This is a genomic window from Sulfurimonas sp., from assembly GCF_028694895.1.
GTDB lineage: Bacteria > Campylobacterota > Campylobacteria > Campylobacterales > Sulfurimonadaceae > Sulfurimonas.
Window position 1 is genome coordinate 1 of sequence record NZ_JAQVKA010000024.1, and the last position, 19,605, is coordinate 19,605.

At 34.2% G+C, this 19,605-nt stretch carries 18 protein-coding genes; 1 reads left to right on the forward strand and 17 read right to left on the reverse strand.

The window, feature by feature from the left end; genetic code table 11:
- Positions 1-169: 169 nt before the first annotated feature.
- Both PHI38_RS04745 and PHI38_RS04750 read right to left on the reverse strand, forming a co-directional pair.
- Entirely contained in the window at positions 170-1,564 is a 1,395-nt protein-coding gene (locus PHI38_RS04745; RefSeq protein ID WP_299853387.1) for an ATP-binding protein, read from the reverse strand.
- Positions 1,558-2,232, reverse strand: coding sequence for a response regulator transcription factor (locus tag PHI38_RS04750; protein WP_279189158.1), 675 nt, complete (start codon positions 2,230-2,232; stop codon positions 1,558-1,560). The genes PHI38_RS04745 and PHI38_RS04750 overlap by 7 nt, the downstream gene beginning before the upstream one ends.
- A gap of 75 nt (positions 2,233-2,307) precedes the next feature.
- Here PHI38_RS04750 and PHI38_RS04755 point away from each other — a divergent pair, with 75 nt between their 5' ends.
- Entirely contained in the window at positions 2,308-2,787 is a 480-nt protein-coding gene (locus tag PHI38_RS04755) for a hypothetical protein (protein WP_299853392.1), read from the forward strand.
- Here PHI38_RS04755 and PHI38_RS04760 read toward each other — a convergent pair.
- From PHI38_RS04760 to PHI38_RS04830, 15 genes are all read right to left on the reverse strand, one after another.
- The gene (locus tag PHI38_RS04760) at positions 2,784-3,593 is read right to left on the reverse strand and encodes a TIGR00282 family metallophosphoesterase (RefSeq protein WP_299853394.1); all 810 of its coding nucleotides are present in this window, start codon (positions 3,591-3,593) and stop codon (positions 2,784-2,786) included. The genes PHI38_RS04755 and PHI38_RS04760 overlap by 4 nt on opposite strands.
- A gap of 18 nt (positions 3,594-3,611) precedes the next feature.
- A complete protein-coding gene (locus tag PHI38_RS04765; RefSeq protein ID WP_299853396.1) occupies positions 3,612-4,502 on the reverse strand; it encodes an ORF6N domain-containing protein in 891 nt (296 codons plus the stop codon).
- A gap of 111 nt (positions 4,503-4,613) precedes the next feature.
- Positions 4,614-5,645 carry a type II restriction endonuclease gene (locus PHI38_RS04770; RefSeq protein ID WP_299853398.1) on the reverse strand — a complete coding sequence of 344 codons (1,032 nt, stop codon included), beginning with the start codon at positions 5,643-5,645 and terminating at the stop codon, positions 4,614-4,616.
- A complete protein-coding gene (locus tag PHI38_RS04775) occupies positions 5,632-6,630 on the reverse strand; it encodes a DNA cytosine methyltransferase (RefSeq protein ID WP_299853400.1) in 999 nt (332 codons plus the stop codon). Before PHI38_RS04775 ends, PHI38_RS04770 begins: the two co-directional genes overlap by 14 nt.
- A 78-nt stretch (positions 6,631-6,708) precedes the next feature.
- Positions 6,709-7,380, reverse strand: a complete 672-nt coding sequence (locus PHI38_RS04780) for a uracil-DNA glycosylase (RefSeq protein ID WP_299853402.1) — start codon at positions 7,378-7,380, stop codon at positions 6,709-6,711.
- Position 7,381: 1 nt separating this feature from the next.
- Positions 7,382-10,354, reverse strand: a complete 2,973-nt coding sequence (locus PHI38_RS04785; RefSeq protein ID WP_299853404.1) for a DEAD/DEAH box helicase — start codon at positions 10,352-10,354, stop codon at positions 7,382-7,384.
- Between the two features lie 4 nt (positions 10,355-10,358).
- Complete coding sequence (locus PHI38_RS04790) at positions 10,359-10,826, reverse strand: polymer-forming cytoskeletal protein (protein ID WP_299853406.1); 468 nt, start codon at positions 10,824-10,826, stop codon at positions 10,359-10,361.
- Complete coding sequence (locus PHI38_RS04795) at positions 10,727-11,683, reverse strand: M23 family metallopeptidase (protein ID WP_299853408.1); 957 nt, start codon at positions 11,681-11,683, stop codon at positions 10,727-10,729. The genes PHI38_RS04790 and PHI38_RS04795 overlap by 100 nt, the downstream gene beginning before the upstream one ends.
- Positions 11,676-12,824: a bifunctional folylpolyglutamate synthase/dihydrofolate synthase gene (locus PHI38_RS04800; protein WP_299853410.1), complete on the reverse strand. Its 1,149-nt coding sequence runs from the start codon at positions 12,822-12,824 to the stop codon at positions 11,676-11,678. Before PHI38_RS04800 ends, PHI38_RS04795 begins: the two co-directional genes overlap by 8 nt.
- Positions 12,821-14,365 (reverse strand): GGDEF domain-containing protein, encoded by a 1,545-nt coding sequence (locus PHI38_RS04805; RefSeq protein ID WP_299853412.1) that lies wholly within the window; start codon positions 14,363-14,365, stop codon positions 12,821-12,823. The genes PHI38_RS04800 and PHI38_RS04805 overlap by 4 nt, the downstream gene beginning before the upstream one ends.
- 9 nt (positions 14,366-14,374) lie before the next feature.
- Positions 14,375-14,899 carry an LPS assembly lipoprotein LptE gene (gene lptE, locus PHI38_RS04810; protein ID WP_299853414.1) on the reverse strand — a complete coding sequence of 175 codons (525 nt, stop codon included), beginning with the start codon at positions 14,897-14,899 and terminating at the stop codon, positions 14,375-14,377.
- Positions 14,900-14,901: 2 nt separating this feature from the next.
- Positions 14,902-17,352, reverse strand: a complete 2,451-nt coding sequence (leuS, locus tag PHI38_RS04815; protein WP_299853416.1) for a leucine--tRNA ligase — start codon at positions 17,350-17,352, stop codon at positions 14,902-14,904.
- A 9-nt stretch (positions 17,353-17,361) separates the two neighbouring features.
- On the reverse strand, positions 17,362-17,700 hold the full coding sequence (locus tag PHI38_RS04820; RefSeq protein WP_299853418.1) for a DUF6394 family protein: 339 nt from the start codon (positions 17,698-17,700) through the stop codon (positions 17,362-17,364).
- 391 nt (positions 17,701-18,091) lie between these two features.
- Positions 18,092-19,063 carry a protein translocase subunit SecF gene (gene secF / locus PHI38_RS04825; RefSeq protein ID WP_299853420.1) on the reverse strand — a complete coding sequence of 324 codons (972 nt, stop codon included), beginning with the start codon at positions 19,061-19,063 and terminating at the stop codon, positions 18,092-18,094.
- A gap of 2 nt (positions 19,064-19,065) precedes the next feature.
- Positions 19,066-19,605: SecD/SecF family protein translocase subunit (locus PHI38_RS04830; RefSeq protein WP_299853422.1), on the reverse strand; the 540-nt coding region annotated here is incomplete at its 5' end.

Consider the following 19,605-nt stretch of genomic DNA (forward strand, 5'->3'; position numbering starts at 1 on the left):
CTTCTATGATTGAAGAGGCAGAGTTTGGCGGAAGTGCTAGTTGTGTAACGAATTGTCAAAGTTCTGATTCTTCACGTGAGTTAGATGGTGCAGATATAAAAGATGAGCCTATGGTTCAAAAAGCCATAGAACTCTTTGAAGCCAAAAAGATAACAATCCAGTCTAAAATCTAACTCTTTAACATTGGCTCAATACTAAAGCTAAACGTTGAGCCTTGTCCAAACTTTGACTCTATCTCAAGAGATGAGCCCAAGAGTTTTAGGGTATAACTGACCATTGCTAGTCCAAGCCCCATAGAGTTGTTCCAGCTATTTTTATCTACTCTGTAAAACTTCTTTGTAATGTTTTTAAGCTCTTCTTCTTTTATCCCTATCCCGCTATCTTTTACTAAAATCATATTATCTTTAAGCTCTATAAAAATATCAGAACTTGAGTATTTTAGGGCATTTTCAACTAAATTTACAAGAGCTAATTCCAACATAGTTTTATCGCTAAATAGAGTTATACTCTCAACATTGAGTAAAATTTTTCTATCTTTATATTTTGTCTCTAAGTTTGACGCAACCTCATCACATAAGACTTTTAAGTCAAACGCACTCTTAGTTATTGCAAAATCTTCATTTTCTAGTTTAACAGAGAGAGTCAGACGATCAAGCATTTTTGATATTTTCTCACCATTTGAACTAATCTTTAGTAAAAATTTATCTCGTACTATCTTTGGCATATCGCTATCATCTTGAATCGTTTGAGCATAGCCTATAATTGAAGCTACTGGATTTTTAAACTCATGCGAAATGGCAGATAAAATATCATTTTTTTGTCTATTTATTAGCCTTAGTTTTGCCATATATTTTGATTTTTTCTTCTCTTGTTTGCTAAGCTTTTTAACAAGATTTTTAAGAAGCAAAGAGATTTGTAAAAATTCATAAAAATATTTTGTTTTTATAATTGCTTTATAGTTCTTATCTGAAATTTCATCAAGATAATTTGTAATCTGTTCAATATCATAAACAACTTTTCTACTCATTCTTTTTGATATCAAAAGAGCTATAAATAAAATACCCATAAAGATAAAGAAAAGCTTGATCCACAAAGAATAAAAATCATCCATTATTTGAGCTAAACTCATAGAAACTCTTATGTAAGACTCTCTATCTTTATATGTGATTTTCTTTGCAACATATAAAAAATCCATCTTAAGTGTTTTTGAGTACCTTATGATATAGCCATACTCTTTTGTATTTGACTCTATGATTTCAAACCTTTGTGCATGGTTATCCATCTGGACTTTATTGGCTTCTGAGTCTGCTAAGACATTTCCAGCTTCATCTACTACAGTTGTTCGTAGAGAAGTTTTTTCATATATATCTGCTATATATTTATCAAGATCATTAACGCTGTTAAGTTCTAAATCCATTATTTCAATAGCGTGTTTGAGATGATTTTTGTTGTGCTCTATAACAATGCTCTTTAGTGTTAGATAGCTGATGATAGAAGTTATAAAAAGGGTACCGACAAAAAGCAGCAAAAATTTGATTATAAAAACTTGGTCTATTTTTAGCATAACTTGTATCCAACTCCTCTCACTGATTGTATATACTCTTTTGTTTTAGAAGGGTCTATTTTCTCTTTTAAACGGTTTATTGCGACATTTACAGTTTGATATTGATAATCTTCTGCACTATCCCATACATTTTCTAGTAGATACTCACGGTCTAGGACATTATTTTTATTTAAAATCAACTCACGAAGCAGATCAAACTCTAACTTTGTAATCTCTACATCTTTACCATCCACACTAAGTGTTCTAGCACTGTTATCAAGCACTAAATCTCTATGCAAGAGGATTGCATCTTCTACCATTTTTGTAGTTCTTCGAAGTAGCGCTTTTATGCGAAGTAGGAGCTCTTTCATGTTAAATGGTTTTGTTACGTAGTCATCCGCACCTCTTAAAAAACCCTCTTCTATCTCAGAATCAAGCCCTTTAGCACTTAGATATATGACAGGAGTCATAATTCCTTCTTTTCTAAGTGATGCGACAAACTCACTTCCCTCAACACCTGGCAAGTTTCTATCCATCAAAAGCAAGTCAACCTTCTCTTCAAAAAGAAGTTGCTCAACACTTTTTGTGTTTAAAAAACCTATGACTTCATACCCCTCTTTTGTCAAATTGTACTCAAGAAGCTCTAAGATATCCTCTTCATCTTCTACAACTACAATCTTAGCACTCATGAAATTTCCTCGGATATATTTTAACTATTGTATCAAAAAAGGATTTCTTTTTAATTACAATATAAGGTATAATGAATGCAAATATTTTGGAGATTTCTTATGTTTGTATCGTCATACAACACTTATGTTAATACAACCAATACAAAGAACAATACAGATTTTAAAAAAAATGACGACAAAGAAACCTCTGAGAGTTTTAGCAAAAATCTCTCCCAAAATGCACTTAAACCTTATACTGATAAAACTCTTCCCATAGACTATATCTCAAACTACAAATCATTTTACAATCAACAAAAACTTCAAGAGCACTCAACAAGTCAAAGCGAATATACGTTAAAACAGCTAAGTACACAAAATAGTGCAAAAGCTGCTTATGATGAGAACTCTAAAATGTTCTCTTTAGTAAAAAAGCCCTCTACCTCTTTAGATCAAAGTCCAAAGATAGATGAAAGACTACCTCCTCAAGGTCAAGAAGCAAAAGAAAAAGTACTAAGACACACTATGGTAAATACATATATCTCAAACGACAACTACTACCGCATAACTGCAGCTTAATCCTCTACCCACGCATCAGTTCTTATAGCTCGCTCATCATCAAATATCTTTAACTTAAATGCACTCTCACATTTTCCATCACTAAAATCCATAATAGCAATTTGAAGAATTTTTTTACACTTTTTTGGAATATCAAAATGCCCTTTAATGCCGGTTAAAAATTGTTTTAATGGCGAAGCTTCATCCATCCCTATGACATTATCTCTACATCCGCTCAGACCTATATCTGTTAAATATGCAGTGTTATTTGAGATTTGAAAGTCATCTGTACTTACATGTGTATGAGTGCCTATAATAGCACTAACACTTCCTTGAAGCAACATCATCATAGCTCTTTTCTCACTAGTTGCCTCAGCATGAAAATCTATAAATATATTTTTAACACCTTGTACATGTAAAGATTCAACTGTACTTTTGGCACATCTAAAAGCGTTATCCGTATATGGCATAGAGTAGTGTCCCATAAGATTTAAGACACCAAGTTTCTCACCTGCAACCTCATAAACCCTGCATCCCGTTCCACCAACTTCACTAGGATAGTTATGCGGTCTTAAAATCTCATGAGTATCAAAGAGTGTTGTTACCTCTTTTTTATCCCAAGTGTGATTTCCACCACTCATACAATCAACCCCATAACTAACTATCTCGTTTGCATTTTTTACAGTCATACCAAACCCATGAGAGGCATTTTCATAGTTTGCTATCACAAAATCTATCTTATGCTCAGCTCTTAGATTTTTAAGATGCGCCTTTAACATATCTCTTCCATGACTTCCGACAATATCGCCTATAAATGCTACTCTCAAATCTTATTTCCTTCTTTCTTATAATTCATTTTTACACACTCTATCCATCAACCCAAAACTCTCCACTTCAAAAAGCGAAAAAGCAAACCATTTTTTTCCTAAATCTTTGAGACTCGCTCCTATATGGTAAATCTCTTTGTTATCAAGTATCAAAAACCTATCATGTGAGCTTTTGAACTCTTTTGCTTCGATGTTTTTGTACTGGGCATTGTATTTATCGATATCTAGTTTTAATTGCTTTGTTATATTTTTACTAAGTAGAGTGATTTTTACTTTTGGATCTGCTTTACTCAAGTGAGTGAGTGTTGTTTCGTCGCAGTAGTTGTCTATGAGGATAATAGATATTTTGGCTTTTTTGATTAACTCACTAAAAAATATATATGCATCAAATATCTGTCCATCGTAAAAGATACCTTGTTTGGGTTTTATCGATTTGTCTTCAAGAGCATCAAAAAGCTTTTCAAACTTATCATCTATTTGTATTTCGTATGAAATTTGTCTTTTTTCTACAAGTTCGAGACGTTTAAAAATGTCACTATTTTGTGAGATTAAGTGGCGCATTTTTACAAAGCTATTGATAATTTGAATACTTATTTTGACCGCTGTGTCACTTCTTAGAACTGCCGAGAGCATTGAGACACCTTGCTCAGTAAAAACAAATGGTGCAGAGGAAGAGTGCTTGAGTGATTGGAACCGGTCGCAATTTGCGACCAGTTCATTTTTCTCTTCTTCACTCAGTTGAAATCGAAACTCTTTTGGAAATCTTTGAATATTCCTTTTTACCTGTTCGCCCAATCTTTTTGATTCAACCTCATACAACTGAGCCAAATCTCTATCGACCATTACCTGCACACCGCGAATAGAAAAAATCTTATTTTCTATGCTTGATTGTGTTACCAGTTCATTCATACCAAATACTCACTTTCATATCTAAAAGTTTTAATTATCTATTTTGTCAATTCTAACACTATCTATATCAAGAAGTTGTTATTTTTGATATGTGCATTTAACTTATATAGCCTATTTTAGATAAGATAATTTTTCTAATGTTTGAAGGGTCAAATCTTTTGAACTATAAACACCATCTATCTTTTGCAAATATTTATTTGAGTTATAAACCTCATCTGAAATAAATAAAAATATATTATGCTTTCTTATTGAGTTAACTTTTTCCTCTGTTAAATCTATGCCTAAAGTTATCTCAATCATTACATCAATTTTTGTCATTTGAGCTGTTTTAATAAACTGTTTATATCGTTCTCTTAAAGTTCTTTTTGCTCCTATTCCATATGTTTTATTATTAAGTTCAAAGAAAAAATCAAACTCAGTTGAGCTATCATTTTTATCATGTGTTTTTGATATTTTACTTTTATCTATTCCTATTGAATTAAGCACAGATAAAATTCTATCTTCATAGTTTGACCCACTATCGCTTATTATAGATTGATTTATACTCTCACTAAACATTAACATAAAAATTTGATTTGCTTCAATCCCCATATTTTTAAGAACTATCGCCTCTTTGGATAAATATGACAAAAATTCTGTTGTATCACTTGATATAAAAGCCGTATCTTCATTTTCTAATTTATCAAAAAATATTAAAGATAGTAATGCGCCGCTTACTCTCGTAGAATAAGGACTAAACAAGGTTATTTTGTCATACGCAAGAGACAAAGGACTAAGAGTTGGCAACTTTGAAGTATCCAATAAATCTCTAGTTTTAGCTTCTTGCAGTAAAAGTGGTTTTATCGCAATTAACTTAACTCCGAATATAAAAAGTTCACTGTCAAAATCAGATTCAAAAAGGTCTAATATATCAGTTAAAAAATCTTTTTTCTTCAATCCCGACTTACTATTTCCATATAAACTATCCATACTGTTTAAGAGTTCTTCTTTAAATACAATACCTTTATATAATGAGTAAATCTCTATTATTTTTTTAATATCTCTATCGCTAAAACTAGCTTTTAAAAGATATTTTAGTATAAAGTAAAACTTCAAATTTATATCAAACTTACTTTTTTCTATGATAAGTTTATTTGCATTCATCTTGTTTTTCCTTTTTTATACTATTTAAAATATTTTTTGCAATTGCCTTAATTACTGGAACACTAACGCTATTTCCGAACTGTTTATATGCTTGAACATCACTAACTTTTATATGAAATTTATCAGGAAAACCTTGAAGTCGCCCAGCTTCTCTTGGTGTTAGTTTTCTTGGATTTTTACCATCTTGCTCTATTAAAATCTCAGAACCATCCTTATAATATCTTGCACTTATTGTGCTTGTGTAACTAGAATTTTTATTAAATATTGAGTATCCAAAGCCATTACCTTTTTCTTTATGCTCAATTTTTCGTCTTTGATGTCCAGCCCAAAGTTTATCAGAGATAGTATATTTATCTTCTATTTTATCATCTAAAATATCGCCAACTTTTACCTCTATTTCTATTTTGTTAGGAAATTCAAATTCCACTTCATCACCCAAAAAACAAACTATATATATTCTTTCTCTATTTTGTGGTACTCCAAAATCTTTTGCATTTAAGATTTTATATTCTACTCTATATCCCAACTCTCGCAAAGTCTCCAAAATTACATTAAAAGTTTTGCCTTTGTCGTGTCCTACAAGACCTTTTACATTTTCAAGAAAAACTACTTTTGGCTTATGATACTTTATAATCCTTGCAACATCAAAAAAAAGCGTTCCCCTTGTATCTTCAAAACCTTTTCTATACCCTGCTACGCTAAATGCTTGACATGGAAATCCAGCTAAAAGTATGTCAAATTTTTCAATTTTTGTTTCATCTATCTGGGTAATATCTCCAAATGGTTCTTCTGCAAAATTTGCATAGTATGTTTGACGTGCATATTTATCTATTTCTGACGCAAAAACAAACTCTATCTCTTCGCCAAATGCTTGTTCAAACCCAAGTCTAATTCCGCCTATTCCAGCGAAAAGATCAATGGCTTTATAGCTATTTTTTTTATCTATACTCATATTAAATAAATTTCTTCCCATAATATATGTCATTGTATCCCTCCAATTATATTGAAGAGATATTATAAAAATAAAACTCTATACCTCAAAAATATTGCAATTTGCAATACTTTATATACACCAATCTATTGGTTCAACTCCATTACATACAAGATACTCATTCGTTTTTGAAAATGGTTTTGAGCCGAAAAAACCTCTGTATGATGAGAGCGGTGATGGATGAGGAGCTCTTAATATCAGATGTTTTTTCTCATCTATTAGCGAAGCTTTAAGAGCTGCTGGAGCGCCCCAGAGTATGAAGACTAGATTATCTTTTCTTTGGCTTAACTCTTTGATAACTAAATCAGTAAATATCTCCCAACCTTTACCTTTATGAGACGCAGCCTCTGCTGCTCTTACGCTCAAAACTGCATTGAGCAGAAATACGCCCTCTTTTGCCCAGTGTGTCAAATTTCCACTCTTAGGTATTTCGCACCCAATATCATCATGAAGCTCTTTAAATATATTTCTAAGTGATGGTGGATGTGCCACACCATCATTTACAGAAAAAGCTAATCCATGAGCTTGATTTGCTCCATGATATGGGTCTTGTCCTAAAATCACAACTTTTACTTCTTCAAATGGAGTATTATTAAAAGCAGCAAAAATATTTTCACCTTTTGGATAGAGAGTGTAGTGCTCCCTCTCTTGTAGTAAAAACTCTCTTAAAGCCGTAAAATAGGGCTTTTGGAACTCATCAAAGAGAACTTCTCTCCAAGAGTTCTCTATCTTTGGGTCTATCATATCAAGCTCTTAAATAAAGCAGTGTTGCTTTTATGATGTCATCATCATCTTTTGAGTCTGATTTTATGCTCTCTTTTTTCTCATCCATATATGTAAAGGTTATGTTTTGACCGTAGTTTGAAACACTTTTTATCCCTTTTGAGAGGCTCAACACTTTTATGACCATCAGCTCGAAAAACTGTTTTGTTGGAGCGTCAAGTGCTCCAAATCTATCAATCACCTCTTCTTGTATCTCATATATCTCAACGCTCTCTACACACGAAGAGAGTCTTCTATAAATGTCTAAGCGAAGTCTATCCTCTTTTACAACTTCATCTGAGACAAAGGCTGAGATGGTGAGTTTTATATCTACTTTTGCTTTCTCAACTTCCATCTGGTTACTTAGGAGTTTTATAGCATCTTCTAAAAGTCTGAGATAGAGTGAATATCCTATGTTTTTTATATGTCCGCTTTGTGCATCTCCAACGAGATTTCCACCGCCTCTGATTTCTAAATCATGATATGCCAAAACAGAACCGCTTCCCAAAAATGAGTTTGATTCAAGCGCTAGAAGTCTTTTTTTAGCCTCATCGGTCAAAGTCTCTTTATCATTTACTATAAAGTATGCAAAACCCTCAACGTTTGAGCGCCCTACTCGACCTCTGAGTTGATGCAAATCTGCCATTCCAAATCTATCTGCACCATCGACTATGATAGTGTTTACTCGTGGCATGTGGATACCTGATTCGATGATAGAAGTTGCCAGCATCAAGTCATACTCTCCAGCTTCAAACTTGAGAAGCTCTTTTTCTGTATCTGTTGCAGAGATTTTTGAGTGAAGCATGACAACTCTAAGAGATGGCAGAAGTGCTTTTAATTCACCTAGTTTTATAGGCATGTGATCTATGGAGTTATGCACATAAAATATCTGCCCACCTCTGCGTATCTCACGAAGAAGAACCTCTTTTATAAGCTTTTCTTCATACGCTTTTACAAATGTTCTAACGGGTTGCCTTAGGCTTGGTGGCGTTAAAAGTTGTGACATAGTTTTTATAGAACTTAGTGCTTGATTTAGAGACCTTGGGATTGGTGTTGCACTCATCGAGAGAAGATGAACATTGTGATAGAGCTCTTTTATCTTCTCTTTTTGCTTCACTCCAAACTTATGCTCCTCATCTATAATAACCACGCCGAGCTTTTTAAAGTCAAGATCAAAGAGAGTGTGAGTTCCCACAACTACATCCAGATCTCCACTTGCAAGTGCTTTTATAATGTTTGTTTTATCCTTTGCACTTACAAATCTATCAAGTTTTGAGCACTTTATACCAAGTGCGTCAAACCTCTCATGAAGTGAGCGGTAGTGTTGAGCTGAGAGAAGCGTTGTTGGAACTATAAGAGCAGCTTGAAAACCTGATTTGTACGCTGCAAAGATGGTGTTCATCGCAACTTCAGTTTTACCAAAACCAACATCTCCACTAAGAAGCCTATCCATGATATGACCTGAACTCATCTGAGTAATAATCTCGTTTATGGATTGGCTCTGATCGTCTGTGTATTCAAATCCAGAGAGCTTTTGAAACGCTCTTAGTTCATCATCATTGACATTAATTTTTGGTGCGTCTATTAGTTCTCTCGCAGCTGCTGTATTTACGATTTGACCTGCTATCTCCATAAGGCGTTTTTTTACGCTATCTTTTAGCTTCCCAAAACTTCCTTTTCCAAGCTTGTCTAAAACAGGAACAGAGCCGCCAGAAGCGATGTAACGGTCAATTGAGTCAAGGTTTTCAACTGGGAGTAAAATCTTATCATCACCAATGTACTTGATAACTATAAAATCTTTTATACCGCCAAGTATCTGAGTCTGCTCAATGCCTTCAAATATACCAACACCATAATCTTCATGAACAACATAATCGCCCACTTTAAGGTCATCAAGCAAGATAGAACTTTTTCTTCTTCGCTTAACTTTACTTTGCTTATTTAGCGAGATGACAAGTTCATCTTTGCCCATGATATTTAAGATATATGGAGCATAAATAATTTTTAAACCACTCACATCAAAAAGTCCAGCCTGTTTAATAACTGCTTCATTTGAGGCGATAATAGTCGTTTTTTTAGCTTTATGAACTTTTAAAAATGCGTGCAGATCTGAGACAAAAATCTCTTTAAAATCATCACTATCTTCTAAAATTTCTACGTTGAAACACTCTCTTGAAATTGTAGGTTTATTTAATCCATAAGCATCTATGAGTGGAGCATTTAACTCTCTTGAGAGTTTGACATTTTTTGATGCTAAAAAGTTTACACCACTCTGCCCAAGGTGCCATAAGCCAAGAGATGCTATATCTTTTACAAGAGAGTCAAATTCACTATTTTTTACTCTCTCATCTAAAGCATCAAACTCTTTTTCATTTAAAGAGAAAAAAGCAGGAGTAAGCTCAAAACTCTCTAACTCATCTTTTTGCGTTCTTTGAGACTCTAGCTCAAAGTACTTAATCTGCTCTATCTCATCATCAAAGAGTGAGATTCTAAGAGGCATTTTACTTGAAGGCGGGTAGATATCTATGATGTCGCCTCTAAAAGAGATTTCGCCCTCAACTTGAACCATATCAACAAAGTTATATCCCCAAAAAAGCATCTGCTGTTGGAAGGCTCTAAACTCTATTTTTTCTCCAAATTCTATTACTCTTGATTGAAGCAGAGACTCTTTGGGCATCTCAAAAAGGAGTGTTTTTAGTGGAGAGATAACAAGTGGTTTTACTTTGGCGCTGTAATACTTTCTCAAAGAGCTAAAGAGTTCATGTAACTCTTCTTTATAGACTCTCAAATCATCCCCATGAGTTGCTCTAAAGTCTGGAAATACAATAACGTCTTTGCCAAAAAACGTAGCTACGCTCTTTAGCTCATAAGCCTCTTTTGCATCTTCGCAAATGAGAACTTCTAAATCTGTTTTTTTTGTGGTTTTATAGTAGTTAAATAGTCTGTTTTGTGACATTAGTTTATATAAGTAAGGAGTTTGATACTTTTTCCTCTTCTTTATTTTCATCTTTTAAAATATCTGTTGTGTTTTTATTATTTAACGATGGCTTTTTTGGTAATTCAGATACATTTTTCACAATGCTTTTACCCTCAAAAATACCCTTAGCCTCAATAATAAGTTCAGAAGATTCTATGGAGCCATTAACCCTGCCTAGAGCTTTAATCTCAACTTTTTTAGCCTTGATAGTACCTTCTATATAACCTTGAACTACGAGTCTAGTTGTAAAAATATCACCTTTTATATGACCATTTTTACCTATGTTTATCTCTTTAGTAGAGTGAATTGTACCTTCAAACTCTCCATCAACGTAAAGATTACAAGATAGATTCATCTCTCCTGTGATTGTAGAGCCAACTGTGATGATGGTAGTGCTTGAGTCGGTTGCGGTACTTTGATGTGCGATGTCGCGTTTATTAAAGATTGCCATGGTATTTGTTTCTCCTTTTTAAATATATCTTTATAGTTTTTAACACTCCACTGTACAAATTGAATAGAATCAACTGCTCTTTGCACAAATCTAACTTCATAATGGAGATGCGGCCCACTACTCATTCCTGTAGTCCCTGTGTAAGCAATTAAATCACCTTTTTTTACAAACTTGCCAGACTCTACAATCGTTTTATTTAGATGCCCAAAGTAGGTTCTAAAACCGTAATTGTGCTGAAGAATTATAAGGTTACCATATCCACTTTTTTGATGAAATCCTGACCACTCAACAATCCCATCAGCTGTCGCGTACACTGGAGTGTCCATAGCTGCTCTTAAGTCAACTCCAGCGTGATACTCTCTAGTGTTTAGTGTTGGATGTATTCTATACCCAAACCCACTCGTTACCCCTTTATACTCTACAGGAGAACCGCTTGGGATAAACTGCATAAGAGTAGCCATATGCTCAGAATTTAATTTTGTTATATCTGCTCTTTGCTCTAAAGACATCTCCTCTTGTGGAGCCAGTCCTATGAGTGTTTCTATCTCTGAGAGCGTTTGAGAAAACTCATCTAACTTTCTTTTTTTATCTTCAAGTGATAAATTTGTCTGTTTTATACTATCATCTAGCTCTTGATTTTTCTCTTTTTGCAACATATATGCACTTTGCATATTCAAACGTTTTTGCTCTATTGCATCAACTGCATGGTTTAAATATAAAATAGTTCCAACTGCCATAAGAGTAACAATAGCACCAAACAAAATAACATAGAGTATAGCTTTTTTTATAATCTGATGTAGATTAAACTGCTTAACCCCGTTATCATCATTTATAGTTATTGTGAAGTGGTTATTCATTATGCTCTCTTAAAAATCTCTCAACAACACTAAAAGAGCCAAAAACTAGATATTTATACTCAGGTTTTGCCTCTTTAAATATATTATATTCTATCTTTAAGTTCTTTAAAGTGTTTTTAATAATCTCTATAGATTCGGCTCTTTGCTCATTTACAGCTATTATCTCTACTCGCAAAATAATAGGCTTTAGGATTGATAAAATCTCTTTATAATTTTTATCTTTATAACTGTTGTAAACAAGTACATATTTATCTCCCTCTAACGCCTTTACAATACCTTGTGCCGCTAGAGTGTTATGGCCAACATCAACTATTATATTTTCACTTATTTTAGTGAGTCTTCCAAAGAGAGGCGGTGTTTTAAAATCATCAACTTCATATTTTAATTTTAAAAAATTAAGCGCTGCTATACTTAATGTCAAATTGTCTTTGAGATATGGAACAAGGTTCAAGTTGTTCACTATTTGATTGATTTTTTCTTTGTCTAAATCTTTTATAAATTCATCAACTCTATAGATATTTAAAGCGCTCTTTGTAGCAATTTGTTCTGCAACACTATAAACTTCGCTATATGCTTGAGGCGCTATTATGGCGTTATTTTGGATTGCTCTTAATTTAGTAGCAGCTATTTCCTCGATATTTGAGCCTAAAAAGGCTTCATGATCATACGCTATTGGAGTTACTAGTGTTAAAATTTTATCAAACACAGCAGTTGCATCATGCTCTCCACCAAGACCTGCTTCCATGACAACATACTCACACTCTTTAAAAATTATCATTGCAAGGAGTGTTGTATATTCAAAATAGCTGAGAGAATCTGCATCATCTACATCTAAAAGAGTTTGAAGCTCTAAATGCGCTTCTTGGAGGATTGCATCAGCTACATTATTTGCATTTAAAAATATCCGTTCATTAAATTCTAAAATATGTGGCGAAGTGTAATGCCCTACTTTTATGCCCTTTGAATGAAGTGCATTTGCTAAAAAACGCCCTGTTGTTCCTTTACCGTTTGTCCCTATTATATGGATGATTTTTGGAGTTGGTAGAGACTCTTTTATCTTCTCATAGATACGCGGCATACGAGTGTAGTCAATCTCATCATAAAAGAGTGGTTTAGTATTTAAATACTCTAAGAAATTCACTTAGTCTCAATCCTATCTCTGCCATTTTTTTTCGCTTTATATAAAGCTTCATCTGCTGACTTTAGAGTACTTTGAACTGAAGTGTGAGCTCTTCTCTCACTAACACCAGCACTTACGGTAAGCTCTATTCGTCTATCTTGATACATCAAACGAGCATTTTTAACTCTGTTTCTAATCTTTTGTGCAAAAGCCATTGCGCCCTCGACGTCCGTCTCACTAAGAATAGCTACAAACTCTTCACCACCCCATCGCCCTATTATATCCATGCTTCTTGCATCTTTTTTAAGTATATTTGCAAAGGCAACAAGTACAGCATCTCCAGCGTCATGCCCATAAGTATCATTTACAGATTTAAAGTAATCAAGGTCAAAAAATATTATAGAGAAATTTTTTTCATATCTTTCAAATTCAGCCTCTTTTATATTTACAAACTCATCTAATGCTCTTTTGTTAGGTAGTTTTGTTAAAAAGTCCTCTTTTGACTCCTCTTTTACTCGCGCTAGTTCTTGTTCTAAAAATTCTATTTTTTTACTTAGCATACCAACTTCACTACTATGCTTCTTTAAATCTTTTGTAAGAGCTTGAGTGTTTTCTTCGAGTGCAATTGCTACGGTATATAATTTTTTATGCGCAACTGCAAAATTTGTAGTAGCACTCTCACTGTAACTCTCTAACTCTTTTTTTATCTTTTGTATCTCTATTGTTGAGCTATCAGAACTCTCAATCATCTCAATTAGTCTAAGCGAGAGTTTATCTAAAACCCCATCTTTTGACTCTATCATCTCTTTAACACTTGCTTTATCAAGCGCTATCCTTAAAAAAATTGCAGATTTTATATCATCTTCAACAGTGCTATTTTCCAAAAGTGATGGGTTTTTTTGAATTCTTTGACTAAGGTCTGCTATCTTTTCATTAATATCTGAAGCAATTGAAGGAACAAGCGATGCTACTAGGAGTGAAGCTATTTTAGATAGTTCAATAGTATCGGTTTGTCCAGCACCTATATCTTGAATATCTAAATTTTCAATAGTTTTTCTTAAATCCTTAGAATCTACCTCACCTAATAGTTTTAATCTCTGTAAAAAAGCATCATCATAAGTTGTTATAAAATTTACCCATAACTGTCTATATTGGTCTATATCTACTGGAGATGGCTCACGACTTAACAAGTCAATGCACTTTTTTGAGAGATTTGTTGCTTCTTTATTATGTAAAATCTCAATTACTTGAAGAACCCTTTTTGTAAATTGTGTTTGTGATTCTAGTAAATTAGAGCAGTGAGATGGAATCGTTCTATTTAATTTTGATATTAAGAAGTGAGTGAATTCAGAGATTGTTTTTATATGATATTTTTTTAGTTCATCTTGAAAATCTTTATTTAGCATCAGTTTAAACTTATCTAACTTTGTACAGTCTTCAACCTTATAGCCAGCTCTTGTAGCCTCCCGGCAAAAAGCCTCTGCATAAGCATCAGGCGTTAAAAGCTTGCCTTCTTGTTCTAGCCTTTTAATACTAAGTTTTATAATTGTTTGAATATTCATAAAAACCCCTTATTTTTTAGCTCTAGCTCCCTCAGCGGAGACTTGAGCTACGAATGCCTTAATAGCTCTTTGAGCAGCATAACCGATAGCTTTAAATCTATCTTGATCTGTAACAATAGCATTTGGAGCTACTGAGAAATCATGAAATCCTCTTGTGTTGTAACTCTTGGAAGACGCTTTTGAGTGTTTTGTAATATTTAGAGTAATACTCATTCTATATCCAGTAATAAAACCGTTCTCATCATAAACGATAGGGGTATAGGTAGGCGTTGCCATTTTTATTACAAGGTGTGAATCTGATCTATCTTGAGTTACTAAAGAAGCGTGAAACACTTCAATAACAGCCTTATCTACAGCATCTTTAATGACAACCGTATTTTGCGGATCTTGTGCAGAGATGATTACGCTTGTGCTAATCTTCTCTCCAAGAACATCACGAGAGAACTTTGCATTTGGAGTGTAACCACACCCTATAAGAGAAAAAAGAAGTATAAAAAGAATCAGAGTGTTCTTGATATTAAAAAGATTTATCAAAACTAATCCTTAATAACTAGATTTACTAACTTCTTAGGAACTACTATCTCTTTGATGATAGTCTTTCCCTCAAGCCACTTCGATGCGCTCTCTCGCGCCACTTCTAAAATCTCTTCTTGCGTTGCATCCATTGAGACTTCTATCTCACATCTTCTTTTGCCGTTGATTGTAACACCAAGCATTAAAGATTCCTCTACAAAAACTTCCTCTAAAACAACATGTGTGCTTAGGTTTTTAAGAGAGAACTTTTGTGAGCTTATCTCTGAGCAAACATGAGGAATTACAGGCTCCATGATAGAAGCCAAAATCCAGTATGCTTCACTCCAAACATCACTGTTATTTTGAAGGTTTAGCGCGTTCATTGCCTCCATAACACCAGCTATCATGGTGTTAAAGGTATACTTTTCTCTATAAACTTCGTTAGAGCGAACAAGAGCTTCATACACTTTTTTTCTAGCAAACTTCTCTTCTTTACTTAGTGAAGCATGATTTATTTTAGGAATTGTGTCGCTCTTTAGAGCATATACACTTCTCTCATAAAATCTTTTTATAAACTTAAATGCACCCTCAACAGCGCTATCATTCCACTCAAGTTCTTGAGTTGGAGGTGCTGCAAAAAGTATAAAAAGCCTCGCCGTATCTGCGCCATACTTCTCGATGATAGCATCAGGGTCAACTGTATTACCCTTAGATTTACTCATCTTAGCACCATCTTTTAGAACCATACCTTGAGTTAGAAGCTTATCAAATGGCTCATCAAACTCTAAGTATCCTAAATCACGAAAAACCTTTGTAAAAAATCTTGCATACAAAAGATGTAAGATAGCATGTTCTATCCCACCGATATAGTGATCCACACCCATCCAGTACTTTAACTGCTCTTTTGAAAAAGGTTCATTTTCCCAGTTTTTAGGCGATGCGCAAAAGCGTAAAAAGTACCAACTCGACTCTACAAAAGTATCCATTGTATCAGTCTCACGAGTTGCATCTTTGCCGCATTTTGGACATTTACACTGCTTAAATGTCGGATGATTCTCTAGCGGATTTCCCTCGCCAGTTATTACGATGTCTTCTGGAAGAGCGATTGGTAAATTCTCTTTTTTCTCCATAACGATTCCACAATCATCACAATGCACAAAAGGAATAGGCGCGCCCCAATATCTCTGACGACTTACACCCCAGTCTTTTAGTTTATAGTTAGTAGTTTTTTTACCTAGTTTTTTATCTTCAAAATACTCTATTATCTTTGCCTGTGCATCTTTTGAGTTAAGTCCATTGAACAGTTCAGAGTCAAAAAGCTCTCCAACTTCTGTAAATGCACTATCATTGTTTGACTCACCACCAAAAGGTTTGATAACAGATTTTATAGGAAGGTCGTATTTTTTTGCAAAATCAAAGTCTCTCTCATCATGTGCAGGAACTGCCATAACAGCGCCACTTCCATAATCCATAAGAACAAAGTTTGCAACCCAGATAGGAATGCTTTTTTTGGTTAGTGGATGAATAACATCAAGGTTTAATGCCACTCCGCTCTTTTCTTTTTGTCTCTCAATTGATGAAGCGTTCTTCATCTCTTTTATTATTTTTATAGTCTCATCATTTAAAAGAGAGTTTTCTATCATGTAAGTTACTATCTCATGCTCAGGTGCAAGTGCCGCGTAACTAACGCCATAAATAGTATCTGCCCTAGTTGTAAAGACACTAAAGGCATCAAACTTATCACTAAGCTTCTTTAATGAGCGCTCATCAAAAGAGAGTTTAAACTCTAATCCATTTGATTTACCAATCCAGTTCTCTTGCATGGTTAGAACTTGTTTAGGCCAGCCACTCTCTAACTTACTCAAATCAGCCAAAAGCTCATCACCATACTGAGTGATTTTAAAGTAGTACTGATTCATGTCTTTTTTAACTACACTACTATCACATCTCCAGCATGAGCCATCAATCACCTGCTCATTTGCTAAAACTGTATGACAACTTGGACACCAGTTTAAAAAGCCTTTTTTACGATAAAGAAGTCCTTTTTCATACATATCAATGATAAAGCCCTGCTCAAACTTTGTATAGAGTTCATCACTTGTTGCAAGTTCTCTCTCTTTAGAGAAAGAAAAACCCAAAGATTTAAACTCGCCCTTCATGTAGTCTATGTTATCGTAAGTCCATTTTTTTGGATGTGAGCCGTTTTTGATTGCTGCGTTTTCTGCTGGCATTCCAAAGCTGTCAAAGCCTATTGGATGAAGAACATTAAAGCCTTCTTGACGGTAGTATCTAGCAAATGCATCGCTGATTGTGTAGTTTCTAACGTGGCCCATATGTAGCCTTCCACTTGGAAATGGAAACATACTGAGTATATATTTTTTCTCTTTTGTAAAATCTTCACTTGGCTCAAAACTTCTATTTTTTGCCCAATATTCTTGCCACTTCTTTTCTAACTCTTTTGAATTGTAAGTCAACCCTAACTCCTAATACTCTTCACGGTTTTTAGAGCTCTCAATGTAAACAAGACCAACCGAGAATACATTTGCTATTAATGCCCCAATTGCTAGTGCTATTGCCCACTCTAAATTTCCGACAACTTCAAGATAAATAAATGCTGGTATAAGGTGTAAATCTGCGACTAAAGAAGAAGCTAGTAATTCTGCAGATAGAAGGTTTCTAACACCAACTTTTAAAAAAGTTGAGACTAGATTTAAACTACCTGCAACAAATAGAGCTACTGCGCTGTGCTCATATAAAAACCCTGCAATTGATGTTAAACTCATCAATGAAAAAAATACGTATATTACTTTGCCCCAATCCATATGAACACCTTAGTTTAAAATTAAATTGTGTGGATTATACAAAAAGTATCTTAAGTGGCTACTGAAGTGACTATGTAGCCTATTTAAGAAGCAAGTTTTTTTTCATAAAGAGGAAAAAAATCGCTAATGGAGGGACAAAAATAACACCTATTAACCAAAATGTTTTTTGTTTTTTATCTTTAAACTTGCCCGTAAAAACAGAGATTACAGAGTAGACCCAAAATGCAACAAATAAAAAAAATATCAATATCGAAATATTACTCATGATTAACCCTTTTTCTTTATTGTATCTACTATTTAGTTAACCAAGGGAGCTTAATACGGTTTTAAAATGAGGTTTATCCGGCAAAAGGCCGGATTAGTAAGTAGCCATAAAAAATGTTGTGATTTTTTACATAACTCCAGATTCAAACTGAGATCTCATTTTCTCTTTTTCTGCTTCTCTTGCAGCTTTTTGCGAGAGGTTTACATGGTATTTTTTAATATCAAATCCTAAAGTAAGAAGAGCTGGTGAAGCAACAAAGATTGATGAGTAAGTTCCCACAACTATACCGACTAAAAGAGTAAATGCAAAGGCATGGATAATCTCTCCACCCCAAATAAACAGAGTACATACAACAAATAGTGTTGTAAGAGAAGTTAGTGTTGTTCTTGAGAGAGTATTTGAGATAGAGTCATTTATAACATCTCCAAAATCGCCATCTCTTGTCTTAGTTATACCCTCACGAATACGGTCAAAAATAATTATCGTATCGTTTAGTGAGTATCCAAGGATAGTAAGAAGTGCTGCTAGAACATCAAGATTTACCTCTATGCCTACAAGAGCTATTGCTCCCATGGCTATAGAGACGTCATGAACGAGTGCCAAAACTGAAGAGAGCGCAAATCTCCACTCAAATCTAAATGATACATAGATTAAAATTCCAGCAATTGCTAAGAGCAGAGACATAAGTCCTTTCTCTTTTAACTCACTTCCAACTTTTGGCCCAACGATATCAACACGTCTTATCTCAAAGTCTCCAGTACCACCAAGTGCCTCTTTTGTAACATCGCCAACATCGACAACAACATCACTACTTGTTGTTCTCATACGTATAACTACCTCATCAGCAGAGCCAAACTCTGTAATAGAAGCGCCCTCAAAAATCTCATTCTTGCTTAATTTTTCTCTCATCACATCTATTGGTGCATCACCTTGATACTTTACCTGAACGATTGTTCCACCAGCAAAGTCAACGCCGTAGTTAAGACCTTTTGTAGACAGAATGATAAGAGAGCTTAAAACCATTACAACAGAAAACATCATCGCAAGTTTTGACTTACCCATAAAATTTATAGCGTTAGTTAATCTAAAAAATTCCATAATTACCCCTTTATCCCAAACCAAAAGAGGTTGTTTTTGCTTTTTTGGATTCTATTTTGAAGTATCTGATAGATTCCATGTGTACCAAGGATTGCAGTTAGCATTGAAGCTAAAATACCAATACTTATAGTTACAGCAAACCCTTTAATAGCACCTGTTCCATAGGCATAAAGGACAACAGCGGCAATTAAAGTTGTAATGTTTGAGTCTAAAATCGCGCGCATTGCATTAGAATAACCCTCTTCTATAGCTTTGTTTATAGAGTATCCTTGATGTAAAAACTCACGAATCCTCTCATTAATGATAACATTGGCATCAACCGCCATACCAACGGTCAGAACTATACCCGCCATTCCTGGAAGTGTTAGCGTTGCCCCAAAGAGGCTCATAACGGCTAGTATTATCAAGATATTTACAATAAGTGCAATATTTGAGATGATTCCAGCCATTCTATAATAGAGAATCATAAAAGCTATAACCAAAGCAAATCCGCCAATAAGTGCAACCATACTAGCTCTAATGCTATCAGCTCCTAAGCTAGG

Coding starts and splice junctions, on each gene's coding strand:
- PHI38_RS04745 (WP_299853387.1), bottom strand. CDS start 1,564: ATGCTAAAAATAGACCAAGTTTTTATAATCAAATTTTTGCTGCTTTTT.
- PHI38_RS04750 (WP_279189158.1), bottom strand. CDS start 2,232: ATGAGTGCTAAGATTGTAGTTGTAGAAGATGAAGAGGATATCTTAGAG.
- PHI38_RS04755 (WP_299853392.1), top strand. CDS start 2,308: ATGCAAATATTTTGGAGATTTCTTATGTTTGTATCGTCATACAACACT.
- PHI38_RS04765 (WP_299853396.1), bottom strand. CDS start 4,502: ATGAATGAACTGGTAACACAATCAAGCATAGAAAATAAGATTTTTTCT.
- PHI38_RS04770 (WP_299853398.1), bottom strand. CDS start 5,645: ATGAATGCAAATAAACTTATCATAGAAAAAAGTAAGTTTGATATAAAT.
- PHI38_RS04775 (WP_299853400.1), bottom strand. CDS start 6,630: ATGACATATATTATGGGAAGAAATTTATTTAATATGAGTATAGATAAA.
- PHI38_RS04780 (WP_299853402.1), bottom strand. CDS start 7,380: ATGATAGACCCAAAGATAGAGAACTCTTGGAGAGAAGTTCTCTTTGAT.
- PHI38_RS04785 (WP_299853404.1), bottom strand. CDS start 10,354: ATGTCACAAAACAGACTATTTAACTACTATAAAACCACAAAAAAAACA.
- PHI38_RS04790 (WP_299853406.1), bottom strand. CDS start 10,826: ATGGCAATCTTTAATAAACGCGACATCGCACATCAAAGTACCGCAACC.
- PHI38_RS04795 (WP_299853408.1), bottom strand. CDS start 11,683: ATGAATAACCACTTCACAATAACTATAAATGATGATAACGGGGTTAAG.
- PHI38_RS04805 (WP_299853412.1), bottom strand. CDS start 14,365: ATGAATATTCAAACAATTATAAAACTTAGTATTAAAAGGCTAGAACAA.
- PHI38_RS04820 (WP_299853418.1), bottom strand. CDS start 17,700: ATGGATTGGGGCAAAGTAATATACGTATTTTTTTCATTGATGAGTTTA.
- secF (WP_299853420.1), bottom strand. CDS start 19,063: ATGGAATTTTTTAGATTAACTAACGCTATAAATTTTATGGGTAAGTCA.